Origin of the sequence: Actinoplanes sp. NPDC048967, assembly GCF_040649415.1 — a bacterium.
In the GTDB taxonomy this organism is placed as follows: domain Bacteria; phylum Actinomycetota; class Actinomycetes; order Mycobacteriales; family Micromonosporaceae; genus Actinoplanes.
This window is the reverse complement of record NZ_JBEZFL010000007.1, coordinates 207,894-234,475: the sequence shown is the minus strand read 5'-3', so window position 1 is coordinate 234,475 and position 26,582 is coordinate 207,894. Positions and strand designations below refer to the sequence as shown.

General features: G+C 73.0%; 28 protein-coding genes. 11 read left to right on the top strand and 17 right to left on the bottom strand.

Annotated features, from left to right (window positions below; all coding sequences use genetic code 11):
• Positions 1 to 6: 6 nt before the first annotated feature.
• The 10 genes from AB0C12_RS29295 to AB0C12_RS29250 all read right to left on the bottom strand — a co-directional run bounded on the left by AB0C12_RS29295 (position 7) and on the right by AB0C12_RS29250 (position 12,298).
• Positions 7 to 1,182: a cytochrome P450 gene (locus AB0C12_RS29295; protein WP_360553058.1), complete on the bottom strand. Its 1,176-nt coding sequence runs from the start codon at positions 1,180 to 1,182 to the stop codon at positions 7 to 9.
• An 82-nt stretch (positions 1,183 to 1,264) separates the two neighbouring features.
• A complete protein-coding gene (locus AB0C12_RS29290) occupies positions 1,265 to 2,308 on the bottom strand; it encodes a S1 family peptidase (protein ID WP_360553057.1) in 1,044 nt (347 codons plus the stop codon).
• 212 nt (positions 2,309 to 2,520) lie between these two features.
• Positions 2,521 to 3,789 (bottom strand): FAD/NAD(P)-binding protein, encoded by a 1,269-nt coding sequence (locus tag AB0C12_RS29285; RefSeq protein WP_360553056.1) that lies wholly within the window; start codon positions 3,787 to 3,789, stop codon positions 2,521 to 2,523.
• A 1,363-nt stretch (positions 3,790 to 5,152) separates the two neighbouring features.
• Positions 5,153 to 5,710 (bottom strand): winged helix-turn-helix domain-containing protein, encoded by a 558-nt coding sequence (locus AB0C12_RS29280; protein ID WP_360553055.1) that lies wholly within the window; start codon positions 5,708 to 5,710, stop codon positions 5,153 to 5,155.
• Between the two features lie 353 nt (positions 5,711 to 6,063).
• Complete coding sequence (locus tag AB0C12_RS29275) at positions 6,064 to 7,149, bottom strand: LLM class flavin-dependent oxidoreductase (protein ID WP_360553054.1); 1,086 nt, start codon at positions 7,147 to 7,149, stop codon at positions 6,064 to 6,066.
• A gap of 14 nt (positions 7,150 to 7,163) precedes the next feature.
• Positions 7,164 to 7,586 carry a cupin domain-containing protein gene (locus AB0C12_RS29270; protein WP_360553053.1) on the bottom strand — a complete coding sequence of 141 codons (423 nt, stop codon included), beginning with the start codon at positions 7,584 to 7,586 and terminating at the stop codon, positions 7,164 to 7,166.
• Positions 7,583 to 9,787, bottom strand: a complete 2,205-nt coding sequence (locus tag AB0C12_RS29265; protein WP_360553052.1) for a molybdopterin-dependent oxidoreductase — start codon at positions 9,785 to 9,787, stop codon at positions 7,583 to 7,585. The genes AB0C12_RS29270 and AB0C12_RS29265 overlap by 4 nt, the downstream gene beginning before the upstream one ends.
• Complete coding sequence (locus AB0C12_RS29260) at positions 9,784 to 10,494, bottom strand: ABC transporter ATP-binding protein (protein WP_360553051.1); 711 nt, start codon at positions 10,492 to 10,494, stop codon at positions 9,784 to 9,786. Before AB0C12_RS29260 ends, AB0C12_RS29265 begins: the two co-directional genes overlap by 4 nt.
• A complete protein-coding gene (locus AB0C12_RS29255; protein ID WP_360553050.1) occupies positions 10,491 to 11,450 on the bottom strand; it encodes an aliphatic sulfonate ABC transporter substrate-binding protein in 960 nt (319 codons plus the stop codon). Before AB0C12_RS29255 ends, AB0C12_RS29260 begins: the two co-directional genes overlap by 4 nt.
• A complete protein-coding gene (locus AB0C12_RS29250; protein ID WP_360553049.1) occupies positions 11,447 to 12,298 on the bottom strand; it encodes an ABC transporter permease subunit in 852 nt (283 codons plus the stop codon). Before AB0C12_RS29250 ends, AB0C12_RS29255 begins: the two co-directional genes overlap by 4 nt.
• 111 nt (positions 12,299 to 12,409) lie before the next feature.
• Between AB0C12_RS29250 and AB0C12_RS29245 the strand changes: the two genes are divergently transcribed.
• The 6 genes from AB0C12_RS29245 to AB0C12_RS29220 are packed head-to-tail and all read left to right on the top strand — an operon-like array spanning position 12,410 to position 17,063.
• Positions 12,410 to 13,573, top strand: a complete 1,164-nt coding sequence (locus tag AB0C12_RS29245) for an acyl-CoA dehydrogenase family protein (RefSeq protein WP_360553048.1) — start codon at positions 12,410 to 12,412, stop codon at positions 13,571 to 13,573.
• On the top strand, positions 13,573 to 14,673 hold the full coding sequence (locus AB0C12_RS29240) for an LLM class flavin-dependent oxidoreductase (protein ID WP_360553047.1): 1,101 nt from the start codon (positions 13,573 to 13,575) through the stop codon (positions 14,671 to 14,673). The genes AB0C12_RS29245 and AB0C12_RS29240 overlap by 1 nt, the downstream gene beginning before the upstream one ends.
• Positions 14,674 to 14,682: 9 nt before the next feature.
• On the top strand, positions 14,683 to 15,198 hold the full coding sequence (locus AB0C12_RS29235) for a flavin reductase family protein (RefSeq protein WP_360553046.1): 516 nt from the start codon (positions 14,683 to 14,685) through the stop codon (positions 15,196 to 15,198).
• Positions 15,199 to 16,260 carry an LLM class flavin-dependent oxidoreductase gene (locus AB0C12_RS29230; protein WP_360553045.1) on the top strand — a complete coding sequence of 354 codons (1,062 nt, stop codon included), beginning with the start codon at positions 15,199 to 15,201 and terminating at the stop codon, positions 16,258 to 16,260. It begins immediately after the preceding gene.
• Positions 16,257 to 16,721 (top strand): NAD(P)H-dependent oxidoreductase, encoded by a 465-nt coding sequence (locus AB0C12_RS29225; protein ID WP_360553044.1) that lies wholly within the window; start codon positions 16,257 to 16,259, stop codon positions 16,719 to 16,721. The genes AB0C12_RS29230 and AB0C12_RS29225 overlap by 4 nt, the downstream gene beginning before the upstream one ends.
• A gap of 27 nt (positions 16,722 to 16,748) precedes the next feature.
• Positions 16,749 to 17,063, top strand: coding sequence for a hypothetical protein (locus AB0C12_RS29220; RefSeq protein ID WP_360553043.1), 315 nt, complete (start codon positions 16,749 to 16,751; stop codon positions 17,061 to 17,063).
• On the opposite strand, the gene AB0C12_RS29215 is transcribed toward AB0C12_RS29220, so the two are convergent.
• Positions 17,038 to 17,754: a hypothetical protein gene (locus tag AB0C12_RS29215; RefSeq protein ID WP_360553042.1), complete on the bottom strand. Its 717-nt coding sequence runs from the start codon at positions 17,752 to 17,754 to the stop codon at positions 17,038 to 17,040. The two genes, AB0C12_RS29220 and AB0C12_RS29215, sit on opposite strands and share 26 nt — an antisense overlap.
• The gene (locus AB0C12_RS29210) at positions 17,751 to 18,179 is read right to left on the bottom strand and encodes a hypothetical protein (protein ID WP_360553041.1); all 429 of its coding nucleotides are present in this window, start codon (positions 18,177 to 18,179) and stop codon (positions 17,751 to 17,753) included. The genes AB0C12_RS29215 and AB0C12_RS29210 overlap by 4 nt, the downstream gene beginning before the upstream one ends.
• Positions 18,180 to 18,251: 72 nt before the next feature.
• Here AB0C12_RS29210 and AB0C12_RS29205 point away from each other — a divergent pair, with 72 nt between their 5' ends.
• From AB0C12_RS29205 to AB0C12_RS29195, 3 genes are read left to right on the top strand one after another with little or no spacing between them, the layout of a single operon-like run.
• The gene (locus AB0C12_RS29205; protein WP_360553040.1) at positions 18,252 to 18,920 is read left to right on the top strand and encodes a DUF2238 domain-containing protein; all 669 of its coding nucleotides are present in this window, start codon (positions 18,252 to 18,254) and stop codon (positions 18,918 to 18,920) included.
• Entirely contained in the window at positions 18,917 to 19,567 is a 651-nt protein-coding gene (locus AB0C12_RS29200) for a LysE family translocator (protein ID WP_360553039.1), read from the top strand. The genes AB0C12_RS29205 and AB0C12_RS29200 overlap by 4 nt, the downstream gene beginning before the upstream one ends.
• A 25-nt stretch (positions 19,568 to 19,592) precedes the next feature.
• Entirely contained in the window at positions 19,593 to 19,895 is a 303-nt protein-coding gene (locus AB0C12_RS29195) for a hypothetical protein (RefSeq protein ID WP_360553038.1), read from the top strand.
• Positions 19,896 to 20,093: 198 nt separating this feature from the next.
• Here the strand turns inward: AB0C12_RS29195 and AB0C12_RS29190 are convergent, their stop codons facing one another.
• Positions 20,094 to 22,559 (bottom strand): DUF4132 domain-containing protein, encoded by a 2,466-nt coding sequence (locus AB0C12_RS29190; protein ID WP_360553037.1) that lies wholly within the window; start codon positions 22,557 to 22,559, stop codon positions 20,094 to 20,096.
• Entirely contained in the window at positions 22,559 to 22,921 is a 363-nt protein-coding gene (locus AB0C12_RS29185; RefSeq protein WP_360553036.1) for a hypothetical protein, read from the bottom strand. The genes AB0C12_RS29190 and AB0C12_RS29185 overlap by 1 nt, the downstream gene beginning before the upstream one ends.
• Positions 22,922 to 23,021: 100 nt before the next feature.
• On the opposite strand from AB0C12_RS29185, the gene AB0C12_RS29180 reads away from it, so the two are divergent.
• Entirely contained in the window at positions 23,022 to 23,144 is a 123-nt protein-coding gene (locus AB0C12_RS29180) for a ribosomal protein bL36 (protein ID WP_015624451.1), read from the top strand.
• A gap of 116 nt (positions 23,145 to 23,260) precedes the next feature.
• Positions 23,261 to 24,097, top strand: coding sequence for an alpha/beta fold hydrolase (locus AB0C12_RS29175; RefSeq protein ID WP_360553035.1), 837 nt, complete (start codon positions 23,261 to 23,263; stop codon positions 24,095 to 24,097).
• A 138-nt stretch (positions 24,098 to 24,235) separates the two neighbouring features.
• Here the strand turns inward: AB0C12_RS29175 and AB0C12_RS29170 are convergent, their stop codons facing one another.
• From AB0C12_RS29170 to AB0C12_RS29160, 3 genes are read right to left on the bottom strand one after another with little or no spacing between them, the layout of a single operon-like run.
• Positions 24,236 to 24,862 carry a response regulator transcription factor gene (locus AB0C12_RS29170; RefSeq protein ID WP_360553034.1) on the bottom strand — a complete coding sequence of 209 codons (627 nt, stop codon included), beginning with the start codon at positions 24,860 to 24,862 and terminating at the stop codon, positions 24,236 to 24,238.
• Positions 24,859 to 26,016: a histidine kinase gene (locus AB0C12_RS29165; RefSeq protein WP_360553033.1), complete on the bottom strand. Its 1,158-nt coding sequence runs from the start codon at positions 26,014 to 26,016 to the stop codon at positions 24,859 to 24,861. Before AB0C12_RS29165 ends, AB0C12_RS29170 begins: the two co-directional genes overlap by 4 nt.
• A 10-nt stretch (positions 26,017 to 26,026) precedes the next feature.
• Complete coding sequence (locus AB0C12_RS29160) at positions 26,027 to 26,455, bottom strand: ABA4-like family protein (protein WP_360553032.1); 429 nt, start codon at positions 26,453 to 26,455, stop codon at positions 26,027 to 26,029.
• Positions 26,456 to 26,582 lie beyond the last annotated feature (127 nt).

Here is a 26,582-nt window from a genome sequence, read left to right as displayed (position 1 = left end):
GCCGGATCAGCCGCCGGCGGTGATCATCAGTCCGGTCAGCTCGTACGAGGCGATCTCCTTGCGGATGCCCACCTTCGGGGGCCGCACCATGCGCAGGCCCGGCAGCGCGAACAGCTTGGTCAGGAAGATGTCCGTCTCCTGGATGGCGATGTACGCCCCCGGGCAGCGGTGCGGCCCGTCGCCGAACGAGAGCCCGGCGTCGCCCACCCCGTCGCCCAGCGACCGGCCGGGGCAGACCGCACCCGGGTCGGCACCCACCGCCGCCGGATCCATATTCGCCGCCGCCACGCCGATGTCGACCCGCGCCCCGGCCGGGATGGTCGCGTCGCCCGTCCGCAGCTCCGCCGTGGTCCACCGGGCCAGATTGGCCACCACAGGCTCCAGGCGCAGGATCTCGTGCAGGATCGCCACCCGCTGCTTCTCGTCGCCCTGGGTGTACGCCGCGCGCAGCTCGTCGTCGGTGAACAGGTGCCAGGCCACCAGGGTGATGAACTCGCGGGTGGTGATCATGCCGGCCGCCGCGAACGTGACGCATTCGCCGAGGATCTCGCCGCTGTTGCACCCCTCGCTCAGCAGGTGGCTGATCAGGTCGTCGCGGCTGTGCTCCTGCCGGGACCTGATCGCCGGGCGGACGTCCCGCCAGAAGAACAGCGCCATGTTGGCGTTGGAGCGGATCTCCTTCCAGGACCTGATCAGGCGGTTCGGACTCTCCTTCTCCTCGAAGAAGCGGTCCAGCCGGCGCGCCATACCCGGGCCGCTCTCGGTCAGCCCGATCACCTCGGCGGCCACCGCCACCGCCAGCCGGAAGGACAACTGCGAAAGATCCACAGTGCCGCGCCGGCGCAGCGTCTCGCACTGCTCCTCGGCCAGGCGGTCCATCAGGGACGCGTACGCCGTCTCGACGCGTCGCGGGGTGAAGTACTTCGCGGTCTGGCGACGGTGCTCGCGGTGCTCGGGGCCGTCCCGGTAGAGCACGGGCATACGCATCCGGCCCTCCAGCTTGACGGCGTTCTCCACGCCGAAACCGGCCTGCCGGGTCTCGGTGCTGCGCAGCACCGACCGGGCGCCGGCGAAGTCCTGGACGTGCCAGACCTCGTCGGCGCCGGCGTGGACGGGGCAGCCGGGGGCCAGTTCCCCTCGTGCGATCTTGCGTGCGGACTCGACCGGGGTCTCAGCTGACATGCATCGATTCTCGTCGTTGCCGGGCGTACGGGAAAGGCCCCACCCTGCTCGGGTGAGGCCTTTCTCGGTGTGGAACCGGCGATCAGAAGACCGAGACGCCGTACACGCTCAGCGGCTCCGTCACCGGCTGGAAGTACGTGGTGCCGCCGGAGGAGCAGTTGCCACTGCCACCCGAGGTCAGGCCCAGCGCGGTGGTGCCGGAGTAGAGCGAGCCGCCGCTGTCACCCGGCTGGGCGCAGACGGTGGTCCGGATCAGGCCGGAGACCGAACCCTCGGCGTAGTTGACCGTGCTGTTCAGCGCGGTGACCCGGCCCGAGTGGATGCCGGTCGTGCTGCCGCGGCGGTAGACCGTCGCGCCGACGGCCGGGGTGCCGGCCGACGTGATGTCCTGCGAGCCGACCGCGCCCGACTTGGTGATCGTGGTGTTGGTGTAGCGCACGATGCCGTAGTCGTTGCCCGGGAAGCTGGTGCCGGCCCGGGTGCCGAGCGTCGTCGAGCCGTTCGTCCAGGTCGACGAGATGTTGGTGCAGTGCCCGGCGGTCAGGAAGTAGTAGGTGCTGCCGCTGCGGACGTTGAAGCCCAGCGAGCACCGGCTGCCACCGGCGTAGATCGCGTCGCCGCCGGAGATGGTCGGCTGGAGCTTGCCGGGCACCGACTCCAGGGTGGCCTTGTCGCCGAGCTTGGCCACGATGGCCTTGACGGCGGCGAGCTTGGCCCCGGTGACCGTCTCGTCGGCGGTCACCACGATCTTGTTGCTGACCGGGTCCAGGCCGAACGAGGTGCCGGGCGTCTTGAGCTCGGCCTTCAGGGCGGAGTCGGCGGCGGCCATCGCGGCGCCGCTGTGGGCGACGTAGCGGGGGGTCGCGCCGGCGGCGGACACCGACTTGGCGGTGGCGGCGTCGGTCACGTTGACCACGAGCTTGCCGGCCGAGTCGACGTAGGAGCCGGCGGCGGCCGTGCCGAACTGGCTGTCCAGCTTGGTGGCGAGCGCGGAGGGGGCGAAGGACGGGTCGGCGGCGGGGCCGGTCGGGGCGGCGGACGCGGGTGACGCGAACGCACTACCCACCAGCAGCACGGCGGCCAGGCCGACGATCGGTCGGCCGAGCTTCGAGCCGGGGTTACGCACAGGTTCCTCCCAGGGGGACGGGGGGTACGCCGGGTCTCCGGTGTACCGGTGCCTCCCTGAGTATTGAGCTGTTTCGATGTGGACTCAAGGTCGGTCATTGTTTCCACAATGTGAAGCAGGCACCCACCAAACCAGCTCTGGGCTGCGAAAACAGCCTCGTCATATCATCGGGCTATGCCCGTTTCGGGATGCCGCCGGGGCCGGTCCACGAGCTACGCGGCGACCGGGAACGCGGCCGCGATGCGCATTCCGGCGCGCAGATCGGTGACCAGCCGCCGGGCCTGGGCCCGGATCTCCGGGACCGCGGTGGTCTCCCAGCGCGCGCCCCGGCGCAGCGGCCCGATGACCCAGAGCCGGTCGTGCGCCCGGCCGTCGACCCCGACCAACCGCCCCGCCTCGTCGATGTCGAGACCGAGGCCGTGCGGGCCGACCCGGGCCAGCCCGGCGGCCAGCAGACCGCCGACCAGCCGGCCGGCCGAACCCGGGAGCCGCCCGGGACCGGCACAGTTGACCACCGCGGCGAAGTCCGCCAGACCCGGCCACGCCGCAACCCCACCGGACCGGATCTCCAGCAGACCGGCCTCGCGCAGCTCCACCACCCGGGCCGCCACCACCGGGGCCATCCGGTGCCGGTGACACTCCCACGGGCGCGCCAGATGCCGCAGGAAGGCGTCCTGCTCGCCCGGCGTCAACGCGGTCCACAGCTGATCAAGCAGGGGACGCAACCCGTCCACGACCGGCCGCCAGTCCCCCGCCTCACCGGCGGCGGCGCGCACGGCGCGGACCACGTCACGCAGCGTGGCGCAGTCATCGAGCGACGGCACGGCCGGCGGGATCGCATCCGCGGTGTGCGTCAACGGCAGCAACCCGCGCCGGCTCACCGCGACCACGGGAGCAGTCCGGCGCCCGCCGGCGGTGAGAGTCAGCGCCACGTCGACGGCGGTGAGCCCGGTACCGATCAACAGCACCGGGCGGTCGGCGGGCAGCGCGTCGAGCACGCCGGGGCGCCACGGGTCGGTCACATACCGGGGGTGGTCGATTTGCTGGCGGGCGGCGGCCGGCCCGCCGGTGGCCAGCACCACGTGGTCGGCACGCACGGCGCCTCCGTCGTCCAGCACAACGGTGCCGTCCGGGGCCAGCGCGGCCATCCGGGCCCGGTGCACCCGCAGCCGGCCGGGGTGGGCGCGGTCCGCCTCGTCGAGCACCGAACGCAGGTAGCGCCCGTACTCGGCCCGGGGACGAAAGGCGGCGGCGGTGGTGCCGGCCCAGCGGACGAAGTGCTCCGGGTCGTCCGGGTCGGCGCTCATCGCCCCGGCCCGCGAGTTCAGCAGATGCCACGGTCGGGCTTCGCCGTAGGCGACCCCGCCGCCGGGCTCACCGGGCTCGATCAGCACCACGTCGTCATCGCCGCCGCGCAGGAGCTCGCGGGTCACCAGGACCCCCGAACACCCTCCCCCGACCACTGCCACCACACGCCCCATGCGGCCCCCTATCTCCTATCAACACGATAGGCAAAACAGGTTTTAAGCGCCAGTGGCGCGCCGGGGCGGAACCGCCTTGACGAGGACATCCGGGACAGAGAGGTCGCCGATACGCCCGATCCCAGCCGGCAGGACCGAGAGGAACGCCGGCGCGGCGTTCCATTGGGGTGCGCCGCGCCGGCGGAAACGGAGGACCGGGCCGGGTCAGGCGTCGGCGATCATGATGCGCGCGCTGCACTGGCGAGCTCCGAGATCGGACCGGGCCAGACGTCGGCGTCGGTGATGCGCGCGGCCTGGGCCGTCACCGCTGCACCGGCCTGGCCCCGGCCTCGGGCCCGCAATCCCAACCAGCCCGCCCGGCCCACGATCTCAACCAGCCGCCCGGCCCGCGCCGACGCCGCTGCCCCGACCTGGCCCCGGGCCTCGGGTCCGCAATCCCCACCGGCCCGCCCGGCCCACGATCCCAACCAGCCGCCCGGCCCGCGCCGACACCGCTGCCCCGACCTGGCCCCGAGTCTCAGGCCCGCAATCCCAACCAGCCCGCCCGGCCCACGATCCCAACCAGCCGCCCGGCCCGCGCCGACACCGCTGCCCCGACCTGGCCCCGAGCCTCAGGCCCGCAATCCCCACCGGCCCGCCCGGCCCACGATCCCAACCAGCCGCCCGGCCCGCGCCGACACCGCCGCACCGATCTGGCCCCAGGCCTCAGGCCCGCCGGACCCGCGATCCCAACCGGCCCGCCCGGCCCGCGCCGTCACCGCCGCACCAACCTGGCCCCGGACCTCGGGCCCGCCGCGCCCGCGATCCCAACCAGCCCGCCCGGCCTACGATCTCGACCAGCCGCCCGGCTGGCGGCTTAGACCGGACCGACCTGCTCCGGCCGGCGGCAGCCCGGGCGGCGGTGTTGGCGGCCACGTCCAGCTTGAGGAGCGAGCGTGTCGTCCGCGTGCGGGACGTCGTCGACCGGACCGGGCCATACGTCCACGATCACGCAGCGCATGCCCGCGACCGAACGGAAGCCAACGACAGACCAGGCCAGACGTCACCGACCAGGCAGATCGAACCGGACCACACACCCACGATCACGCGACGCACGCCCGCTACCAAACGGAAGCCAACGACAGACCAGGCCAGACGTCACCGACCGGGCGGGCCGGACCGGACCACACGTCCGCGATCGCGACGCACCTCCCCGACCCAGCGGAGGCCGACAGCGGACCAGGCCGAACGTCGCCGACCAAAGCGAAACCGGACCATGCGGAATCGGACCGGGCGACACGTCCGCGAAAGCGCGGCGACCCGGCGGAACCCCGGGCCAGACGCCGCCGACCAGACGGAAGAGGAACCCGAACGCCGGACCGGGTCAGGCGTCGGCGATCGCGATGCGGGCTTCGTCGGCCAGGCGATACCCGACCCCGTAGACCGTGGTCACGATCTCCGGGTCGCCGAGCTTGGTCCGCAGCCGGCTCACGTGCACGTCCACCGTGCGGACCGTGGTGTGCGTGTGCCCCCAGACGTGCCCCAGGAGCTGGTTGCGGCTGAACACCTGGCGGGGGTGCCGGGACAGGAAGAGCAGCAGTTCGTACTCGAGCCGGCTCAGGTCGAGCCGGCGGCCGTCCTGGGTGACCGTGCGGGCGCGGGTGTCGAGCTGCAGGCCCGGCACCGCCTCGGCCGGGGGCGGCGGCGTTCCGGCCGGGCCGAGGTCGATGTCCGCGCCGGGCCCGGCGGCGGCGACCAGGTCGCGCAGTGCCGACAGGACCCGTTCGCTCTCCTCCGAGCCGGGCCGGCCCAGAGTGATCGTGACGGTGACCGACGAGTCGGGGGTGGCGATCGAGCGCAGCCGGGCGGCGCGCGGGCGGCCGGTCCGGCGGGCCGGGGCGGGGCGGGCGAGCGGCAGATCGGCGACGGCGAGTACGGACATGATTTTGCCCCTTTGCGGAGGGTGCGGCGGCCGGCCGGGTCTCGGCCGGCGCCTGAACAATACTTTTCCCATGTGTGGGATAGGTTTATAGACGCGGAACGGCGTCGAGGGATCATTCCTTCGGGCTACCGCGGCTCTCGCACCGCGCGGTCGCGGCGGGGCACAGGGATCGCCGGTCGATCAGTGAAGGCGACAGCGTGCGCTCGCGCATCGGAGGAGATCGATGGCGAGGCGGGACGTGAGCCTTACGTCGCGCAGCTGCATGGTGACCATCCTTCACACTCGGCGGCGGCGGGTCAAAACAAATCCAGGATGCGGGAGTGTTCCATTCGTGACGGTCAGCACATTGTCATTCAGGCGGCGACCGGTAATGCGGCGGAGTCCCGTCGTGCTATTTCCGCGCGAACGGTGGGAATGAGCTCACGGCCGTAGTCGATGGCGTCGTCCAGCGGGTCGTAGCCGCGGATCAGGAAGGTCGTCACGCCGAGCTCGTGGTAGTCCAGCAGGGCCCGGGCGACCGTGTCCGGCGTGCCGACCAGGGCGGTGGAGTTGCCCGCCGCACCGCTGGTCCGTGCGGTCGCCGTCCACAGTGCCCGGTCGTGCCGGTCCTGGGTCGCCGCCGCCGCGAGCAGCCGCTGCGAGCCCACGTTGGCCGGCCCTTGGCCGGCGTCGCCGAAGAAGCGGGACGGGCTGATCCGGTCCAGGATCGCGTGGGCCCGCTGCCAGGCGCGTTCCTCGGTGGCGCCGAGGATGGGCCGGAACGAGACCGAGAAGCGCGGCGCGGGCTGTCCCGCCACCACGGCCGCGGCCCGTACGGCGGCGATCTGCTCGGCGATCCGGGCCAGCGGCTCACCCCAGAACATGGACGTCCCCGCGTGCTTGACCCCGGTCGTGTACGCGGCCGGCGACGAGCCCGAGAAGTACAGCGGAATGGTGCCGTGGACCGGCCGGACCTGCGAGACGAAGTCCTCGAAGCGGTAGAACCGGCCCTCGTGCGAAAACGGCGTCTCGGCCGTCCAGGCCCGGCGCAGGATCGACAGGTACTCGTCGGTGCGGGCGTACCGGTCGTCCTTGGTCAGGTAGTCGCCGTCGCGGCGCTGTTCCACGTCGTGGCCGCCGGTGATGATGTTGAGCGTCACCCGGCCGCCGGTGAAATGGTCCAGCGTGGCGAAGGTGCGCGCGGCCAGCGTCGGGGCGACGAAGCCGGGCCGGTGCGCGACCATGAACCGCAGCGTCCCGGTGTGCGCCGCCGCGTACGCCGCCAGCTGCGCCCCGTCCGGGTACGCCGAGCTGTAGCCGATCAGCACCTGGTCGAAGCCGGAGTCCTCGTGCGCGCGGGCGATCCGGCCCGCGTAGCCGGGGTCGATGAAGGGCACCGTGGCCGGGCTGCTCTCGGAGCCGTCCTGGGTGGCGATGAGACCGATGAATTCGACGGGCATGACGTCTCTCCCTCTCAGGAGCCGGGCTTGAGCGAGGGCAAGTTGACGACGATGGCCTCCTGCGTGGTCCGCGCGATCACCACGACCGCCTCGTTGTCGGGGTCCGGGTTCTCCTCGCGGTGCGGCACCCACGGCGGGACGAAGATGTAGTCGCCCGGCTTGGTCTCGATCCGCGTCTCGGCGCCCTCCTCGGCGGAGTAGAAAACGAAGACCGGATTGCCGCGCACCACGTAGATCGCCGTCTCGGACTCGCCGTGGTGGTGGTTGTCGCTGGCCGTCGCCGCCGAGACGTGGGTCTCGCCCATCCACAGGTCCTTGCTGCCCACGGTCTTGCCGCTGATCGCCTCGACCCGGGTCATCCCCTGGGTCTGGGCGGTGTCACCGGACAGCCCGACCGGCGCGACGTGGTGCAGTCTCTGGTGGAAATCGTCGGTCACTGATGCTCCAGGGGTGGCTCGTAGGCACGGACCGGCGGTGCCGGTCCGTCGTGGCGGGAGATCTCGACGCGGGCCTGCTGGCCGGTGCAGCCCTGCGCCAGCCGGGAGGTGCCCACGTCGCGGGTCAGCACGTTGGGGTTGCCGTGCACGCAGGTCGCCACCTCGGGCGCCGAGGGGTCGAACCAGGCGCCGGTGGAGAGCTGGGCGACGCCGGGCGCGCACGCGTCGGACAGCCGCGCGCCGGCCAGCAGGCTGCCCAGCTCGTTGTGGACCCGCACGACGTCACCGTCGGCGATGCCCCGCGCGGCCGCGTCGGCGGGATGCAACCGCAGCGGCTCACGGCCGGCGATCTTGGCCTGCCGGGAGACCCCGCCCATGTCCAGCTGCGAGTGCAGGCGCGAGGCGGGCTGATTGCAGATCAACACCAGCGGGTACGGCGAGAGCTCCGGCTCGTGGAACACGGGACGGCCGGGGCACTCGTCGTAGCCGAAACCGGCCACGGTCGCCGACCAGAGCTCGATCCTGCCGCTCGGGGTGTCCAGCGGCCGCCCGTCCCGGAAGCCGGCGAACAGTACGGTGTCCGCGCGCCTTCCCGGCAGCTCCACCTCGCCGGCCGCCCAGAAGTCGTCGAAGCCCGGCAGGTCCAGGTCGGCGCCCCAGTCCTCGTACAGGTGGCGCAGCCACTCGCCGCTGGTGCGCCCCTCGGTGAACGCCGCGCGGTAGCCCAGCCGCCGGGCCAGATCGGCGAAGATGTCGTACTCGTCGCGGGCCTCGGCGTACGGCTCGTCGGCGCGCTGCATGGCGATCAGGTGGGTGTCGCCCCGACCGGCACCGATGTCGTCGCGCTCCAGGGTGGTGGGGACCGGCAGCACCACGTCGGCGTGGCGCGCGGTCGCCGTCCAGTACGGCTCGTGCACGATCACCGTCTCCGGCCGGGCGAAGGCGCGACGCAGCCGGCTCAGGTCCTGATGGTGGTGGAACGGATTGCCGCCGGCCCAGTAGACGAGCTTCGTGTCCAGGTAGGCGTACCGGCCGCCGTCGTAGTCGAACTCCTCGCCGGGGTGCAACAGCAGGTCGGCGATCCGGGCGCACGGGATGAAGTCCGGCACCGGGTTGCGGCCCCTCGGCAACGTCGGGAGCCCGTACGGCAGCTTGCCCCCGCCCATCTCGCCGACCGAGCCGTACCCGTGGCCGAAACCACCGCCGGACAGCCCGATCTGTCCCAGCACCGCGGCCAGGGCGAGCCCGGCCCAGAGCGCCTGCTCGCCGTGCCGGGTGCGCTGCAGCGACCAGCTGACCGTGATCAGCGTGCGGCCGGCCGCCATCCGCCGGGCCAGCGCGACGATCACCGCCTCGTACAGCCCGGAGACCTCCGCGGCCCAGGCCGGGGTCTGGTCCGCCACGTCGGCCAGGAACCGGCGTCCGCCGACCGTGTACCGGTCGAGGAAGTCCAGGTCGGCGTGCCCGTCGGCGACGAGCTGGTGGGCCAGGGCGAACATCACCGCCACGTCCGTCCCGGGGCGGACGGCCAGCCAGTCACCGGCCAGGTCGGCGGCGAGGTCGTCGCGCAGCGGTGACACCGAGGCGACCCGCAAGCCGCGGGCCGTGGCGGTGCGCAGGTGCTCGCGGAGATCATGCGTGGCGCGGCCGCCGGGCGTGACGTAGCTGGTCGCGGCGTGGATGCCGCCGGAGGCGACCACCAGGTCGGTGTGCGCGACGATGACCGGCCAGTCGGTGCCGCCCCGGATGATCGCGTGCGTGCCGCGGTGGCCGACCAGGTGCGGCAGGGCCACGTTGGACGCGGCGAAGCTGTAGTTGTCGCGCGCGTCGGTGTAGCCGCCGCCGAGGGCGAGGAAGCGGTGCAGCTGGGACTGCGCGTGGTGGAAGCGGCCGGCGCTGGCCCAGCCGTACGAGCCGCCGAAGATGGCGTTGTCGCCGTGCTCCCGGGCCCGGGTCAGCGCCTCGGCCACCCGGTCGAGGGCCGTGTCCCAGGCGACCTCCTCGAAGGAGTCGTAGCCACGACCGGCCCGGTTCCGGCGCAGCGCCGGGCGCGCGACTCGGGAGCCGTGCCGGTGCGCGCCCGCGATGTTGCCCAGCAGCGGCGTGGGGTCCGGACCCCCGGGACGCGGCGTGACCTCGAGGGTCGCGCCGGCCCCGGAGACCCGGAAGGCTCCCCGGTGCGAGCTGCCGGTGCTGCTCACTGCTCGACGACGCCCAGTTCGGCGAGCAGGTCGGCGCGCAGCGCGACGAAATCCGCGTGGCCGCGGGAGCGGGCCTGCGCCGACACCTGGTGGTCCGCGGCGATCCGGCCGTCGCGCATGGTCAGCACCCGGTCGGCCAGCAGCACCGCCTCGTCGACGTCGTGCGTGACCAGCAGCACCGCCGGCCGGTGCCGGGCGATCAGATCCCGGACCAGCCCGTGCATCCGGATCCGGGTCAGCGCGTCCAGGGCCGCGAACGGCTCGTCCAGCAGCAGCAGCTCGGGCTCGCGGACCAGAGCCCGGGCCAGGGCGACCCGCTGGGCCTCACCGCCGGACAGGGTCAGCGGCCAGGCGTCGGCGTGGTCGCCCAGGCCGACCTCCTCCAGCGCGGACTGGGCGCGGGACCGGGCCGTGGCGCGCGGCAGGTTCAGGGCCACGTTGCGCCAGACCTTCTCCCAGGGCAGGAGCCGGTGCTCCTGGAAGACCACGGTGGACGAGGACGGCACGACGAGGTCGCCGCCGTCGAGCCGGTCCAGGCCCGCGAGGGTACGCAGCAGCGTCGTCTTGCCGCACCCGCTCTTGCCGAGCAGGGCCACGAACTCGCCCCGGCGGATCTCGAGGTCGAGCTCGTGCAGGACGGTGCGGTCGCCGTACCGCCGGGTGACCGCAGCGGCCCGCACCGCGGGCGCGTCCACCGCCGTGGTCACAGCTTCACCGCGTGGTCCGCGATATTGATCTTGCCGCTGAGCACCTTCCGCTCGCTCAGCCAGTCGGCGCCGGCCTGCAGCTGGGCGATGCCGTCGTCGTTGATCAGGCTCCAGGTGGTCTGCACGTTGCCGGCCACGATCTTCCGCACCACGGCGTCGGGGTACTTGGACACGGCGTTGCCGATCTTCTGCGCCTCGGCCTGGTTGGCGTTGACCCAGTCGGCCTCGGCCTGGTACGCGGCGATGACCTTGCGGATGGTGTCCGCCTCCTTCTTCGCGTAGTCCTCGCGGACCAGGTACGTCGAGAAGTCGATCTGCTGGTCCAGCTCGTCACCGTCGGTGAAGATGCGCTTGGCGCCGTACTGCACCTCGGCCAGCTCCATCGGGCCGGACCAGATGCCCCACGCGTCCACCTTGCCACTGCCGAAGGCGGGCGCGGCGTCCGGCGGGTTCAGATAGGTGAACGTCACCGAGTCCCGCGGCACGTTGTACTTCTCCAGCGCGGCGACGAGCAGGAACTCGCCCAGCCCGGCCTTGTTGACGGCGACGTTCTTGCCGGCCAGGTCCGCGACCTTGGTGATGCCCGAGTTCGGCAGGGCCAGGATCGACGACAGCCGCGGCTTGGCGGTGGCCCAGGCGACGTACTTGAGCTTGTTGCCCGACAGCAGCGCCTGGTCGGCCGGGGTGGAGCTGCCGCCGAAGCTGAAGTCGGCGGTGCCGGTGGCGACGGCCTGCAGGGTGGGGGCGTGGTTCGGGAACGGGCCGACCCACTCGACATCGATGCCCTGGTCCTTGAGCGTCCGCTCGAACACGCCCCGGGTCTTGGGCACCGAGATCGCGCCGTAGGTCAGCCGGACCTTCCTGCGACCGTTGGCCTCCGCCGCGTTGTCGCCGCAGGCCGCGAGCACGGGTAGAGCTAGCGCGGCTCCCAGCAGTGAGCGGCGGGACAGTGTCACTTCTTACCTCCGGAGTAGTTCGGGTGCCAGGCCAGGAGACGGCGCTCCAGGGCCCGGGCGATGAGATCGGTGCTCAGACCGATGAGCGCGTACAGGACGATGACCAGGACGATCACGTCGGTCTGGAGGAACTCGCGGGCGTTGGTGGCCATGAAGCCGATGCCGGCGGGCGCGCCGACGGTCTCGGCGATGACCAGGGCCAGCCACGCGTTGGTCAGCGCCAGCCGTACGCCCAGCAGGACGGACGGCAGCGCGCCGGGCAGGATCACCGTGCGGACCAGCCGGAGCCGGGGCAGGCCGATGACCCGGCCCATCTCCAGCAGCTTCGGGTCGACCTGGCGGATGCCGAGCACGGTGTTGAGGTAGATCGGGAACAGGGTGCCGAGCGCCACCAGGAAGTAGCGCCCGCTCTCGCCGACGCCGAACCACACCATGACCAGCGGCAGGATCGCCAGGAAGGGGACGGCCCGGACGATCTGGATGTTGCGGTCCACGATGGCCTCGGCGAGCCGGGAGAAGCCGGTCAGGACGCCGAGCATCAGGCCGATGCTGCTGCCGATGGCCAGGCCGATGGCGGCGCGCTTGAGGCTCTCCCACAGGTGGGTGGGCAGCTCGCCGGTCTCGGTCAACCGCCAGGCGGTGACCCCGACCGAGCTCGGGGCCGGCAGGACGTTGGCGGCGATGATCCCGGCCCGGGCCAGCAGCTCCCACGTGAGCAGCAGCAACAGCGGAACAACCCAGGAGATCACCCGGTACGGCAGCCCTCTCCGGCGCGCCCCGCCGGGGGCCGGTGTGCTCGTGGTCGCCGCCGGCGGGCTGACCGGGACGGCGATGGTGGGAGTGGACATGGCCGGAACTCTGACTCATCCAAGTTCTGCATGTCAACTGAACCCCATAGGTTTACTAGGATATGGGATCACCGTTGACACCCGCGCTGCAAGGAGGGCACGGTTGGGGCCATGCCCACCCCCGCTGCGGATGCCCTGGCTCTGCCGACGCCCCGCCTTTCCCACCTGGTGGACGTGACCGCGGCCCTGGCTGCCCACGCCGAGCAGCACGACCGCACCGCGGACCTGCCGCATGCCGGCCTGGCCGTGGTGCACGAGGCCGGACTGCTCACCCTCACCGTCGGCGCCGAGCACGGCGGCCCGGGCGGTGGCCTGACCGACACCGTGCGGGTCCTCACCGCCCTCGGCCGCGGCGATCCGTCGGTCGCCCTGATCAGCGCGATGACTCTCTTCGCGCACGCCGCCTGGGCCGCCTGGCCGGCCGACTCCTACGCCGAGGTGCTGGCCGAGTCGGTGCGGCGGCCCACGCTGATCAACTCCCTGCGGGTCGAGCCCGACCTCGGCACCCCGGCCCGCGGCGGCCTGCCGGCCACCACCGCCCGGCGGACCGCCGGCGGCTGGGAGCTCACCGGCCACAAGATCTTCTCCACCGGCGCGGCCGGGTTGCGCTGGATGCAGGTCTGGGCCCGGACCGACGAGGATCCGGTACGCACCGGAGCGTTCCTGGTCCGCACCGACTCCCCCGGCATCACCGTCGAGCGCACCTGGGACCACCTGGGCCTGCGCGCCTCGCGCAGTGACGACGTGACCTTCGACCGGGTGCCCGTACCGCTCGGGGCGACGCTGGAACTGGCCGAACCGGGAGCGCCCGGCGCGGACCCCGGCGGCCTGCGCGCCTGGAACGCCCTCGGCATCGCCGCCATCTACCTCGGGGTGGCCGCCGCGGCCGTCGACTGGCTCACCGGCTACCTGCGGGAACGCGTGCCCACCAACCTCGGCAAGCCGCTGGCCGCGCTCCCCCGCTTCCAGAGTGAGGTCGGCCTGATCTCCGCCCAGCTGCTCACCGCGACAACGCTGGTCGACAGCATCGCCCAGGCCATCGACCGCGGCGAGCCGGTGGAGGCGGCCCGGCCCGGCCTGGCCAAGACCGTCGCCACCACCGCCGCCATCGAGGCCGTGCAGCGCGGTGTGGCCCTCATCGGCAACGCCGGGCTCAGCCGCCGGCACCCGCTCGAGCGCCATCTGCGCGACGTGCTCTGCGGGCGCATCCACACCCCGCAGGACGACGTCGTCCTCACCGCCGCCGGTCGCGCCCAGCTCGAGAGGAATTCCTGATGACCGTCGAGTTCGTCGGCATGATCGGCACCCGGGACGTGTCCGAGACCCGCGCACCCAGCGGGCCACCGATCGACCCCGGGTACGTACGGCGCTTCAGCCGGGCGCACGAGGACGGCGGCTTCGACCGGGTGCTGATCGGTTACGGCTCGTCCACGCCGGACGGGACGCAGGTCGCCGCGTACGCCGCCGCGCACACCGAACGCCTCGGGCTGCTCATCGCCCACCGCCCCGGTTTCGTCGCTCCGACCACCGCCGCGCGCACCTTCGCGACGCTGGACCAGCTCTCCGGCGGCCGGGTCGCCGTGCACACCATCACCGGCGGCTCGGACGCCGAGCAACGCCGCGACGGTGACTACCTGGGCAAGGACGACCGGTACGCCCGCACCAAGGAGTACCTGCGGATCCTGCGCCGCGCCTGGTCGGCGCCGGAGCCGTTCTCGCACGAGGGCCGCTTCTACCGCTTCGAGAACTTCTCGCTGCAGGCCCAGCCGGCCCACCGGATCCCGCTGTACTTCGGCGGCTCGTCGGCGGCGGCGTACCGCACCGGCGGCGCGGTCGCCGACGTCTTCGCCCTCTGGGGTGAGCCGCTGCAGGAGACCGCCGAGCAGATCGCCGCCGTGCAGGCCGCGGCGGCCGCGGCCGGGCGCGGCCCGCTGGGCATCAGCGTCTCGTTCCGGCCGATCCTGGCCGCGACCGACGAGCTGGCCTGGGAACGGGCCGAGCGCATCCTGGCCACCATCATCGAGAGCAAGGGCGGCAAGGGCTCCTTCACCGGCGACAACACCCGCGTGCTGGGCGGCCCGCACCCCGAGAACGTCGGCTCGCAGCGCCTGCTCGCGGCCGCGGCCAAGGGTGACCGGCACGACCGGGCTCTGTGGACGGCCACCGCGCCGGCCAGCGGCGCCCAGGGCAACTCGACCGCCCTGGTCGGCTCGCCCGAGACCGTGGCCCGTGCCCTGCTGGACTACGTCGACCTCGGCGTCACCACGATCCTGATCCGCGGCTACGACCCCGTCGACGACGCGGTCGACTACGGCAGGCACCTCATCCCGCTCGTCAGGCAGGAACTAGCCCACCGCTCCCTCGTCGCTGCTTAGGGGACCACCATGACCGTCACCCCTCTCCACCAGGACCGTGCCGTGGACGCCGACCTCTTCCGGGCGCTGCTGCGCCGCCACGCCGCCGCCGTGGTCGTGATCACCGCGCCCGGCGAACCCCCGGCCGGCTTCACCGCCACCTCCTTCACCTCCGTCTCGCTCGACCCGCCGCTGGTCTCGTTCTGCCTGGCCAAGACCGCCTCGGCGTGGCCGGCCGTGGCGTCGGCGAGCACCATCGCCGTGCACGTGCTGACCCGGGAGCAGGAGCACGTGGCCCGCACGTTCGCGACCCGGGGCATCGACCGCTTCGCCGCGCACGGCGCCTGGCGGCCCGGACCGGACGGGGTGCCGCTGCTCGACGGTGTGCTGGCCCGCATCGTGTGCCGGGTGACCCAGCGGGTGGAGGCCGGCGACCACACCATCGTGCTGGCCGCGCCGGAGCTGGGCGAGCACCACGAGGACACGACGGTCACCCCGCTCGTCTACCACGACGGCACGTACGCGCACCTCAAGCGGTCGGCGTAGATGGAGTTCCACTGGTTCCTGCCGACCGCCGGGGACAGCCACGGCATCACCAGCGGCGGGCAGGCGGCGGCCACCGTGACCACCGAACGCCCGCCCGAGCTGGGCTACCTGGCGCTGGTGGCCCGCGCGGCCGAGCGCCTCGGCTTCACCGGCGTACTCACCCCGACCGGCACGTTCTGCGAGGACGCGTGGCTCACCACCGCCGCGCTGCTCACCGAGACGTCCACGCTGCGGTTCCTGGTCGCGTTCCGGCCCGGGTTGGTGTCGCCGACCCTGGCCGCCCAGATGGCCTCGACCTACCAGCGGATCTCCGGCGGGCGGCTGATGCTCAACGTGGTCACCGGCGGGGAGTCCACCGAGCAGCGCCGCTTCGGCGACTGGCTGGACCACGACCAGCGGTACGCCCGGACCGCCGAGTTCGTCCAGGTGCTGCGGGGCGCCTGGTCGGGCGAGCCGTTCGACTTCGCCGGTGAGCACTACCGGATCGCGGGGGCGACGACGCGGCAGCCGCCGGACCCCGTACCCCCGATCTTCTTCGGCGGGTCGTCACCGCCGGCGTTGCGGGTGGCCGCCGAGCACGTCGACACATACCTGACCTGGGGTGAGCCACCGGACGCGGTCGCCGCCAAGCTGGCCGCGGTGCGCGCGCTGACCGACCGCCGGCTCACGTACGGGATCAGGCTGCACGTCATCACGAGGGACACCGCCGACGAGGCCTGGGCGGCGGCGCGCGCCCTGCTCGACCGGGTGCCGGTGGCCGCCGTCACCGCGGCCCGGGAGCGCTTCGCCCGTACGGAATCCGAGGGTCAGCGCCGGATGGCGCAGCTGGCCGGCGGCGACTCGCTCGAGGTCTCCCCCAACCTGTGGGCCGGCTTCGGCCTGGTCCGGCCGGGCGCGGGCACCGCGCTGGTCGGCAGCCACGCCGAGGTCGCCGAGCGGCTCACCGAGTATCACGCGCTCGGCATCGACCACTTCATCCTGTCCGGACAACCACACCTGGAGGAGGCCTACCGCTTCGGCGAGGGCGTCCTCCCCCTGCTGAAACTGGGAGCAAGCGCATGAGCGGAATCGTCGTCGTCTCGGGTAACCCGCGGCCCGGATCGCGGACCTCCGTGCTGGCCTCGGCCGTCGGGGAGTCGCTGGGTGGTGCCGCCACCGTGGTGGAGGTCGGCGCGCTCGGTGCGGGCCTGCTGACCCCGGGAGACACCGCCACGGCGGCCGCGGTGACGGCGGTCCGCCAGGCTGACCTGCTGGTGGTCGCCACGCCGACCTACAAGGGCAGCTACACCGGGGTGCTGAAGGTGCTGCTCGACCAGCTGCCCGCCGCTGCGCTCGCCGGCAAGCGGGCCGTACCGGTGGTGACCGCGGGTGTGGCCCCGCAAGCGGCGGCGGCCGCGGCCCTGCTGGCGCAGCTGCTCGCCGAGCTGGGCGCCGAGGTCGCGCCGGCGCTGCCGGTGGTCGAGGCGGACCTGAGCGAGTCGGCGGCGATCGCGGAGAAGTACGCGGCGTTGCACGGCGGGTGATTGGCGGCGGCTTGCCACGATGACGCCATGGAGATCCTCGTGACCGTCGCGCTCGTCGTGCTGCTGGTCGGTCTGATCCTGCTGGGCCTGGCCGCCTCGGCGAACTCCCGGCGGGAGCAACTGCGGACGGCCGCTCGGCTCACCGCGATCGAGCAGAAGCTCGACGCGGTGGTCGGGCACCTGGGCATCACGGTCCGCGAGCGGGAGCTGCCCGAGGTGCTCCGGCTGATCTTCGCGGACCAGCGGGTGGCGGCGATCAAGGCCTATCGCGACGAGACCGGCGCCACCCTGCTGGAAGCGAAGAACGCGGTCGACGCTATGGCTGCCCGGCACGGGCGTTGACGCGGCGCCGCTCCCGCAACCGGCCGGCCCCGGCCAGCAGTCCCGCGGCGGCCATCGAGACGGCTCCCCAGAACAGCAGCGAGCCCACGGCGTCCCCGTCGAACCAGGCCCCGTACGCCAGCACGGTTGCGACCGCCACCACGACGACGCCGGGCAGGCTCGCCAGCGCCCGGGCCCGGCGGGCCGGCCGGAGCAGCCCGAACACCGCGTCCGCCAGCACCAGCAGCGCGGCCACCGCGCTCATGCCGAAGGTGAACGACCGCACGTCGACCGGCACATCCGCGTCATCGAGGCGGTAGACGATGAGCAGCAGAGCGACGCCCAGGGCCAGGGCCAGGATGGCGGCGGCGCCGAGATCCCAGCTTCGCGGCAGCGGCCGCTCCCGGTCCTGGCGCTTGCGCGGGATGTGGTCCCAGGCCCGGTTGATGGCGAAGCGGCTCGCCATCGCCCCGAAGACGCTCAGCGCGAGGAAGGCGACGATCGGGGGGATCACGCTGCGGGTCAGGTAGGCGATGATCCCGGCGACCAGGGCGGCCACCGGCAGACCGGTGGCCGCGCCGACCAGCCAGCCGTTGCGGAAGTCGGTGCGGGCCGCGGGCAGGTCCAGCGGGTGGACCAGCGGCTGGGTCTCGGGGTCGGGCAGGTCGACGAGCTCTTCCATGACGGTCGGTGCCTCTTCCAGGGTTGTCACGGCAGCCTCCAGGGCGCGTGGTCGATGAAGGAGCTGGTGGGGTTGGGGCGGGCGATGTCGTAGACCTTCTGCCGGGAGACGCCGAGCCGGGCGGCGACCGTCACCGCGCTGAAGTCGTCGAGCAGGGCCTCGACGGCGAGCGCCCGGACCGCGGAGGCCCGGGAGGTCAGGTGGGCGGTGAGGGCGCTGACCTCGGCCGCGATCAGCGCGACGGCGAGCGGACCGCCGAACGGCCCGGCCCAGTCGGCCGCACCGCCGGCGGCCGCGGCGAACATCTCGTCGCCTCCGTCGGCCAGGGCCGAGCGCACCAGCTCCGGGGCCACCCCGGCCGACTCGAAACGCTCGCGGACCGGCGCACGGGTGTCAGGGGTACGGTGCGCCAGGACGACGTCCCAGCTGTTGTCACCCCCGGGTTGACGGCTCATGGGTAGAGCATGTGTCACCCCGGGGGTGACTGTCAACCCTCCAGACTGGACCGGGCCGCCTAGAGTGCGGCTGTGCCCCCGTTCCCCCTCGCGTACCGGTGGACGCTGGGCGTCTTCCTGATCGTGGTCGCGGCCACCTGGTGGCGCCCGGAGCATCCGGTCGAGCAGGCCATGCACCACTCCCTCACCGTGCTCGGCCTGGCGGCGCTGCTGCTCGTGCAACGGCGCCGCCCGTTGCCGTACGCGTCGTTCCTGCTGATCCTGATCTTCCTGGTGCTGCACTCGGTGGCGGCCCGGTGGATCTACTCGTTCGTGCCGTACGACGACTGGACGGAGGCGCTGTTCGGCGTACGCCTCAACGAGCTCTTCGGGTGGCAGCGCAACAACTTCGACCGGCTGGTGCACCTGTCGTACGGGCTCTGTTCCGGTCCGGTGCTCTTCGCCCGGTTCCGGGAAGCCGGGCGCGGCATCCGCTGGTCGGCGCTGGTGGCGGTGGACGTGGTGCTGTCCACGAGCGCGGTGTACGAGCTGTTCGAGTGGGGCATCGCGATGACGCTGGCGCCCGGGGCGGCCGAGGCCTACAACGGTCAGCAGGGTGACCTGTGGGACGCCCAGAAGGACATGACGCTGGCGACGGGCGGGGCCATCGTCGCGGTGGCGGTCACGGCGCTGATCGCGTACCACCGATCGGGTTTTGGCTCTCGCCGGATCCCGCAGCCGGCGGCGACGCTGGACGGATGATCAGTCTCGCGTCCCTGCTCGGCGTCACGGTCGTCGCCCTCGGCATGGTGCTCACCCCGGGCCCGAACATGATGTACCTGGTCTCCCGCAGCATCACCCAGGGCCGGCGGGCCGGCATCGTCTCGCTCGGCGGCGTGGTCATCGGCTTCCTGGTCTATCTGACCGCCGCGAACCTCGGCCTCTCGGTGATCTTCGTGCACGTCCCGGAGGCGTACACGACCGTCAAGCTGGCCGGCGCGGCCTACCTGGGCTGGCTCGCCGTCAAGACGCTGCGCCCCGGCGGCACGTCGATCTTCGCGCCGGCCTCCGCTCCGGCCTCCGCTCCGGGCGACTCGCCGCGCCGACTGTTCACCATGGGCCTGCTCACCAACCTGCTCAACCCCAAGGCCGCGATCATGTATCTGTCGCTGATCCCGCAGTTCGTCCGCCCGGAAGCCGGGCACGTGCTCGCCCAGGGCTTCGTGCTCGGCGGCGTGCAGATCCTGGTCAGCCTGACGGTCAACCTGCTGATCGTGGCGGCGGCGGGCGGCATCGCGGTCTTCCTGGCCCGGCGGCCGGGCTGGCTGCGGATGCAGCGCTACCTGATGGGTACGGTGCTCGGCGCGCTCGCCGTCCACCTGGCCACGGACCGCGCCCGCCCGGCCTGACATGTCGTTCTGCTGAGAGGTCCAGGTGTCGACGCCTGAGCTGCTGCGGGCGTTCGTCGATCACTTCGTCGCCACCGAGGCATCCGGCGACGACCAGCTGCCCTGCTTCCTGCGCACCTACGTCACGGGCGCGCCGACCGGGTCCGATGCCGCGGCGCCGGCCGAGCTCCGCTCGAGTGACGGCACTGAGGCTTTCACGCTGTACCTGCACGGCCGCAACCACCCCTGGGCGATGATCACCGTCGCTGAGGACGACGCGGCCGTGCTGGGCCTGAGCATCGACGCCCCGGCAACTCGCCGGCCGAGCTCCGCGAAGCACGGGAGCTGATCGAGCACCTGCGACAGCAATTCGCCGCCCCGCCGGGATCGCGGGCGCCGGAACGCCACCGCCCGAATCGCGCGCGCGGGAACGCCACCGCCCGAATCGCGGCACCAGTGGCGCATCGACCACACCCAGATCCGCGTCGGCACCATCCCGGACGACCCGGCCTGAGCCACCGGCTCCCCGCACCCGGCACCACCACCACTACCGCCGCCATCGCCATCGCCACGCCCTCGTCGGCGTCGGCGTCGGCGTCGGCGTCGGCGGCGGCGTCGGCGTCGGCGGCGTCGGCGGCGGCGTCGGCGTCGTCGGCGGCGGCGGCGGCGGCGGCGGCGGCGGCGGCGGACCCTGCCATTGCTCTGGATCGGCCGGTCCGCGGCCGGCCGGCAGCTGCGGCACGATCGTGGGGTCGGTGATCGTGTCGTCAGCGGCGAGCAGGATCGCCTTGGACAGGATCAAGGACAGCACCCGATCGTCGTCGAAGGGCAGGTGGACCGCCGGCTTGCGCTTGCGGTCGGGGACGATGCACAGATAGGTGTCGTCGGGCTCGATCAGGATGTTGGCCGAGCCGAGGTGGATCCGATAGGTGCCACGGTTTCCGCGGACCCGGAGGTATCTGTCGGTCAGCTCGCAGCGCGGCCCGATCGACAGCCGGGGCAGGAGCCGGGCCAGCACGTCGCGGCGTACCTCGGCCGAGGCGGTCAGAGCACCGAAGCCGGCCGATTCCCGATAGGCGCGGAAAGGCGAGGTTTCCTGGTCCGGCCAGGCCTCGTCGGCCGCGATCGACGTGACGCCGACGAACAGATCCACGTCGCGCATCGCCTCACTGAACACCCGCACCGGCACCTCGGCCAGCGGTGCATCCTGCCACGCCCCGCCGGCGCGGCGGGCGAAGCGGACCTCGCCGATCGTGCAGAACACCACCTGGTGGTCCGACGCTCCGGCCGCCTCGTGGGCCAGCAGGGCCCGCCATTCGCCGCCACCGAGGTCCTTCGCCGCTTCCGTGCGGTGGCCCTGGTCCCACGTCCCCAGGTAGCTCGCCGCCCACCCCCGGGTCCGCATCAGAGCGCTGGCCTGGCGGTAGCGCAGAATGTGCCCCGCGTAACGCCGCGACGAAGTCCGGCTCGAAGCCTCTGCCGGTGTCAGCGGATAGACCTCCCGGAACGCCTGCTTGAACGGCTGCCGCAACTCCTCCACTCCGATGTGGTCACGCCAGCGCGTCACCTCGCCGGGCCCAGCCAACGCGGGATGCCAGAGCCGCACTCGTCCGCCGACAGCCTCGAAGCGGTCACCTGCCTCATCCACCAGCGTCCAGCCGCCGTCGGCCCCGCGATGCGGAATGCCGGCCCGCCAAGATCCGCCGTCCACTGACGATTGCCAGATCAGGCGGTCGGCGACAGCTCCCGTGAGCGGATGATCCAAGTAGCGCGCCACCCAGTCAGCCCACGCCCAGCTCCGCTCCTGGGACAGCAGCGCCTCGATCCGATCGCGTTCCGCGGCCAGCGTCCTGGTGATCTCCTTGACCAGCGCCCGGGCCTCCGTGACGTCCACATCGGCGGGCACTCGCTTGAGCGGCCGGCCGTCCCGCATGACCACCAATCGCGCCTTGCCGTCCACGACCTCCACGAGGACGGAGCCGGGCACCAGCCAGCGCCGCCCCCGCGCATCCAGGCTGTGGTCGTCGATCCCGAGTTCCAGCGCCTCACCGGCCGCCCAGCCACGCGCGGTCTCGATCCGCGCGACCGCGGTGCGAACCCGCGCCAGCAACGGTTTGCTCCGCACCGTCAGCGCCAGCCGCACCAGCGCCCGCACCGGCGCGTCACCCTCGCGATCCGCCAAGATCTCCACCGCGGCCGCCGTCGTCCGCGGCGCCGGCACCTCCGCGGATGCCGTGCCCGCCCGCACCGCGACCCGGGCCAGCAGAGCCGTCGACCCTGGATCCCGGGCCGCGAACCAGATCAGCCCCCGCACCAGCACATCGGTGTCCTCACCGACCGGCCCCTGATAGGCGCAGAACCGCTCCAGCAGAGGACCGACAACGCCCGCCGCGTCGAGCAGCTCGTCCGCCCGCTTCAGCCAGCCCTTGGCCGGCACCGGCTTGGTCAGCGACCCGGCGTGCCGCAGCACCGCACGCGCCCCGGCATCGGTCAGCAACGGCCGTAGCGACTCCTGCACCGCCGCGTCGAACACGTCGTCCGCCGGCAGCACATGACCGAGGCCACCAGGATCGATCCGGTCCAGCACGGCGCCGTACGCCTGGGACAGCGAATGACGCACCCGCACAGCCAGATAGCTCGTCTTCACCGCGTCCAGCACCGCTTCGAAGGCCGGCACGAGGTCATGCAGCTCCTCCGGCGGCAGCGCGGCACCGATGACGGCGGGCAGGCGCCAGGGCGAGCCGTCAGCCCGTCCGGTCTCGCCGGCCAGCACCCGCAGGCTCCAGATCAGGTCGTCCCGGGTCCAGCGCACGTCGTCGGTCGCGAGCGCGGCGATCACCTCGGCCGGATGCACGAACGGGGCGTCGTCGCGGGCCGCCTCCCAGTGCAGGCGCAGACAGATCAGCCGGCGGTGGTCCGCGGACAGCGCCGGGTCGGCGTCTGTCGTCCGCACCTCGTGCAGGCGTGGGTCGGGGTCGACCGCCGGGGTCAGATCGAGCAGGATCGGCGCCATCAGCCACCCACCAGCGGGACCAGGCGGATGAACGCCACCGTCGGATCGCCGCGCAGGTCGATGAGCTGGTCGAGGTCGTCGACCTGGCGCCGGCCAACGATCATCACGAAGCCGTTGCGGTTGAACGCCCGGCACGCCGCGTCGGCCTGCGCGGTCCAGTCGAGGCGCTGTCCCCTCCGTACCGTGGAAGCCGTCAGGCCGCGGAAGGCCTCGCCCGCCGTGGCGTGGAAGCGGGCCACCTCCTCGCGGACCCGCAGGCGCAGCAGCTCGCGCGCGGTGATCTCGTCGGGCAGATCCGGCAGGATCCACTCGTCGATCGCCCGGCCCGTCATGGTCTCGTCGCGCACCATCACCTCGGCCACACCCACTCCTTCCCTTCGGCCCGGTCATCATGGCGGCAGCCTCCGACAGTTTCCGGAATGCCGGGGTGACCGGCGGCGTTGGCAGGACCGAGGAGGCATCATGAAGGTTCGCAACTCGCTCCGGTCGCTCAAGAGCAAGCCGGGTTCGGTTGTCACCCGCCGGCGCGGCCGGATGGTCGTCATCAATCGCAAGAACCCCCGCTGGAACGGCCGCCAGGGCTGATCCCGCGATACCGTGACAAGGCACCAAGGCCGGGAACCCGCCGCCACGGGTTCCCGGTCTTTTGCGTGTGGGAGATCACATCGCTGTCGACGACCGTCCACCCGGACACTGTCCCGATGGAACCTCGCGTGCATCCGGTGCCCTCCACCGACGGCGTCACCCTGACCGTCGAGGAGTACGGCCGGCCCGGTCACGCCGCGTCCGTGGTCTTCCTGCCCGCGCTCGGGGTGCCGGTGGCCTACTACGGCCCGCTGTTCCGCGCCTGGGCGGCCGCCGGCCGGCACGTCGTCGGCGTGGAGCTGCGCGGCATGCCGCGGAGCCCGGTCGCCGACCTGCGCCGCGACTCGTTCGGCTACGCCCATCTCGTCCGCGACGACCTGCCCGCGGTGTTCACCGACCCGGCCGTCGCCGGCGCGGCCAAGGTCGTGCTGGTGGGCCACAGCCTGGGCGGTCAGCTCGCACTGCTGTCGGGCGCCGCCGGCACGGTACGCCCGGACGCCGTCGTCACCCTGGCCACGGGTACGAGCTCCCCGTTCGCCCGCAGCGGCCGGCTCGCCCGGGCCCAGCGCGCCGCCGGGGTCCGCTTCGTCGGCGCGGTGACCTGTTCGCTGGGCTACTGGCCGGGGCACCGGCTCGGTTTCGCGGGACGCCAGCCCCGCACGCTGATGAACGACTGGGGTTACGAGGCCCGCTACGGCCGCTACCGCCTGCGCGGCGACCGCACCGACTACGAGGCCGCGCTGGCCGGCCTGCCCGTGCCCGCGCTGCTCGTCGACATCGCCGGCGACCGGATGATCCCGCGCGCCGCGGTCGACCACCTGGCGGCCCGGCTGCCCTCCGACGTCGACCGGGCCACGATCGACGCGGTCCCGGACCACTTCCTGTGGGCCCGCCGCACCCCGGAGAAGGTCATCACCCGCGTCGAGAGCTGGCTCACCACCCGCGGCCTCTGACCCGGCCGAGCAGCGGTCACCGCGAGCCGACAGCGACCGAGCCGGCCGAACGGCCATCGCCGCAGGCAATAAGCCGTCGCGGGCAATCGGTCGCCGTGGGCAATCAGCCGTCGCGGGCGAAAAGGCCGCCCCGCGCGATCAGCCGCCGCGGGCGAAGAGCGCCAACCGCACCCGGTTGGGACTGTCGGTCTTGGTCATCAGGCTGGTGATGTGGGTCTTGACCGTCGTCACGCCGATGTGCAGCCGGTCGGCGATCTCCGTGTTGGACAGCCCCTCGGCCACCAGCTCCAGCACGTCCTGCTCCCGGGCGGTCAGCCCCGCCACCGGCCGCGGCTGCTCCACCCGGGCCGCGACCGCGCGCCGCACCAGCCGCTGCAACACGTCCTGGCTGAACGGGCTGTCCCCCGCCGCGGCGCGCCGGATCCCGTCGAGCAGCTCGACCGGCGGCGCGTCCTTCAGCAGAAAGCCGCACGCCCCGGCGGTCAGCGCCGGATAGAGGTGGTCGTCGTCGCCGAAGGTGGTCAGCACGACGATCCGGGCGCCCGGGCGTTCGGCCAGGATGCGGCCGGTCGCCGTGATGCCGTCGACGCCCGGCATCCGCAGGTCCATGACGATCACGTCGGGGGCCAGCCGGGCCGCGAGCGTCACCGCGTCGCGGCCGTTCTCCGCCTCGCCCACCACCGTCAGGTCGGCTTCGGCGTCGCACAGCATCCGCAGGCCGGCCCGGATCAGCGGCTGGTCGTCGACCAGCAGGACGCGGATCACACCGGCTCCGTGGACCGGCCGGCCGGCAGGACGGTCTCGACCCGCCAGCCGCCCGCGGCCGGTCCGGCCGTCAGCCGGCCCCCCAGCACCTCGACCCGTTCGCGCATCCCGGTCAGACCGTGGCCGCCGCCGGACGGCAGTCCGGGCACCACGCCGCCGCCGTCGTCGGTCACCGACCAGTGCACGTCCCCGTCCGTCACCTCGACCCGCAGGCTCGCGTGGGCAGCCGGTCCGGCGTGCTTGGCCACGTTGGTCAGCGCCTCCTGGGTCAGCCGCAGCACGGCCAGGCCGCGGACCACGTCCAGCGTTCCGGCCTCCGGCGCGATGGTCGCGTCGATCGTCAGTCCCGCCCGCCGGGCCGTTTCGACCGCGGCTTCGAGGGCGGCCGGCAGCGCGCCGGGCTCGATCGCGGTGAGGGCCGCATCCGTACGCCGGGACGGGTCCCGCAGCACCGCGACCAGCTGCCGAAGATCGGCCAGCGCGGCCGTACCGGTGCTGTGCACGTCGTCGAACACCTCCGTCACCCGCGGGTCCACGTCCGGCAGCACGTGCCGGGCCACGCCGACCCGCAGCACCATCGACGCGACGTGGTGCGCGACCACGTCGTGCAGTTCACGGGCGATCGCCGAGCGTTCGTCCGCGCGGGCCGCCCGGCTCTCCGACTCGGCCCGGCGCCGGGCCTGCACGCCCAGTTCGCGGGTGGTCCGGATGACCAGGCCGAGCAGCACCGGGACGCCGATCACGATGAACAGCCCGAAGACCGGCCCGGAGACCTCCGACGGGTCCCGGCCCAGGGTGAAGGCCAGGTAGACCGCCGCGACCAGGCCCGCGCAGGACCACAGGATGCGCGGCCGGGGCGCCCACAGCGCCACTTCGAGCAGCAGCCAGCTGGTGCCCACCTGGTTGATCGTCGTGTCGTCGATGAGCCAGAACGCCACGACCAGCAGGGCGGTCTGGGCCAGCAGGCCGGGCAGCTGCCGGCGGTGCAGGATCAGGGCGAGGGCGAACGCGGCCACGGCGAGCAGCCATTGCGTCGGGGTGGGCGCCCGGCCGGCCTGGGTGCCGAAGAACAGGTAGCTCAGGCCGCTCAGGTCCAGCAACAGCATCCGGACGAACGTGTCCCGCGCGTCGAAGAGCCGTGCCACCCATCCCACGAGGACCACCCTAGGCGCTCTCGGCGGGGCGGTAGCGGACCCGTACCAGAAGGTAGACCAGCAGGCCCAGGGGGCCGAGCAGGATCGTGAGCAGCAGCACCGGCGACATGATCAGCGCGGGGACACCGCGGGTCCGGCTGTCGAGCCAGGACCAGCGGCCGACGAAGAGGTCGAACGCGAGCATGTGGGCCCAGGCCGCCGCCGCGCCGTCGGCCGTGCCGAGCAGTTCGCGGACGCCGCCCAGGGTGGGCGAGGCGACGGCCGGCAGCACCTCGCCGAAGGCGGGGACGACCAGCAGCGCGTAGATCACCACGACCGGCAGCACGATCAGCGGCGAGGCGATGATCCGCCGGGTCCAGGACCAGCCCGGCACCAGGATCATGAGCGCCCAGAACGGCGCGGCGACCGCAAAGGTCAACCCGAACAATGCCCCGGTCATGCTGCCCCTCCCAGGCCGTCGCCCGCCGCGACCCGGTGCCGCTCGGTGCAGGCGGTCATGCTGAGCCTGCCTGGCATGCCCTTCTGGCCCTCGCCGACCAGGCCGTCGCCCGCCGCGACCCGGTGCC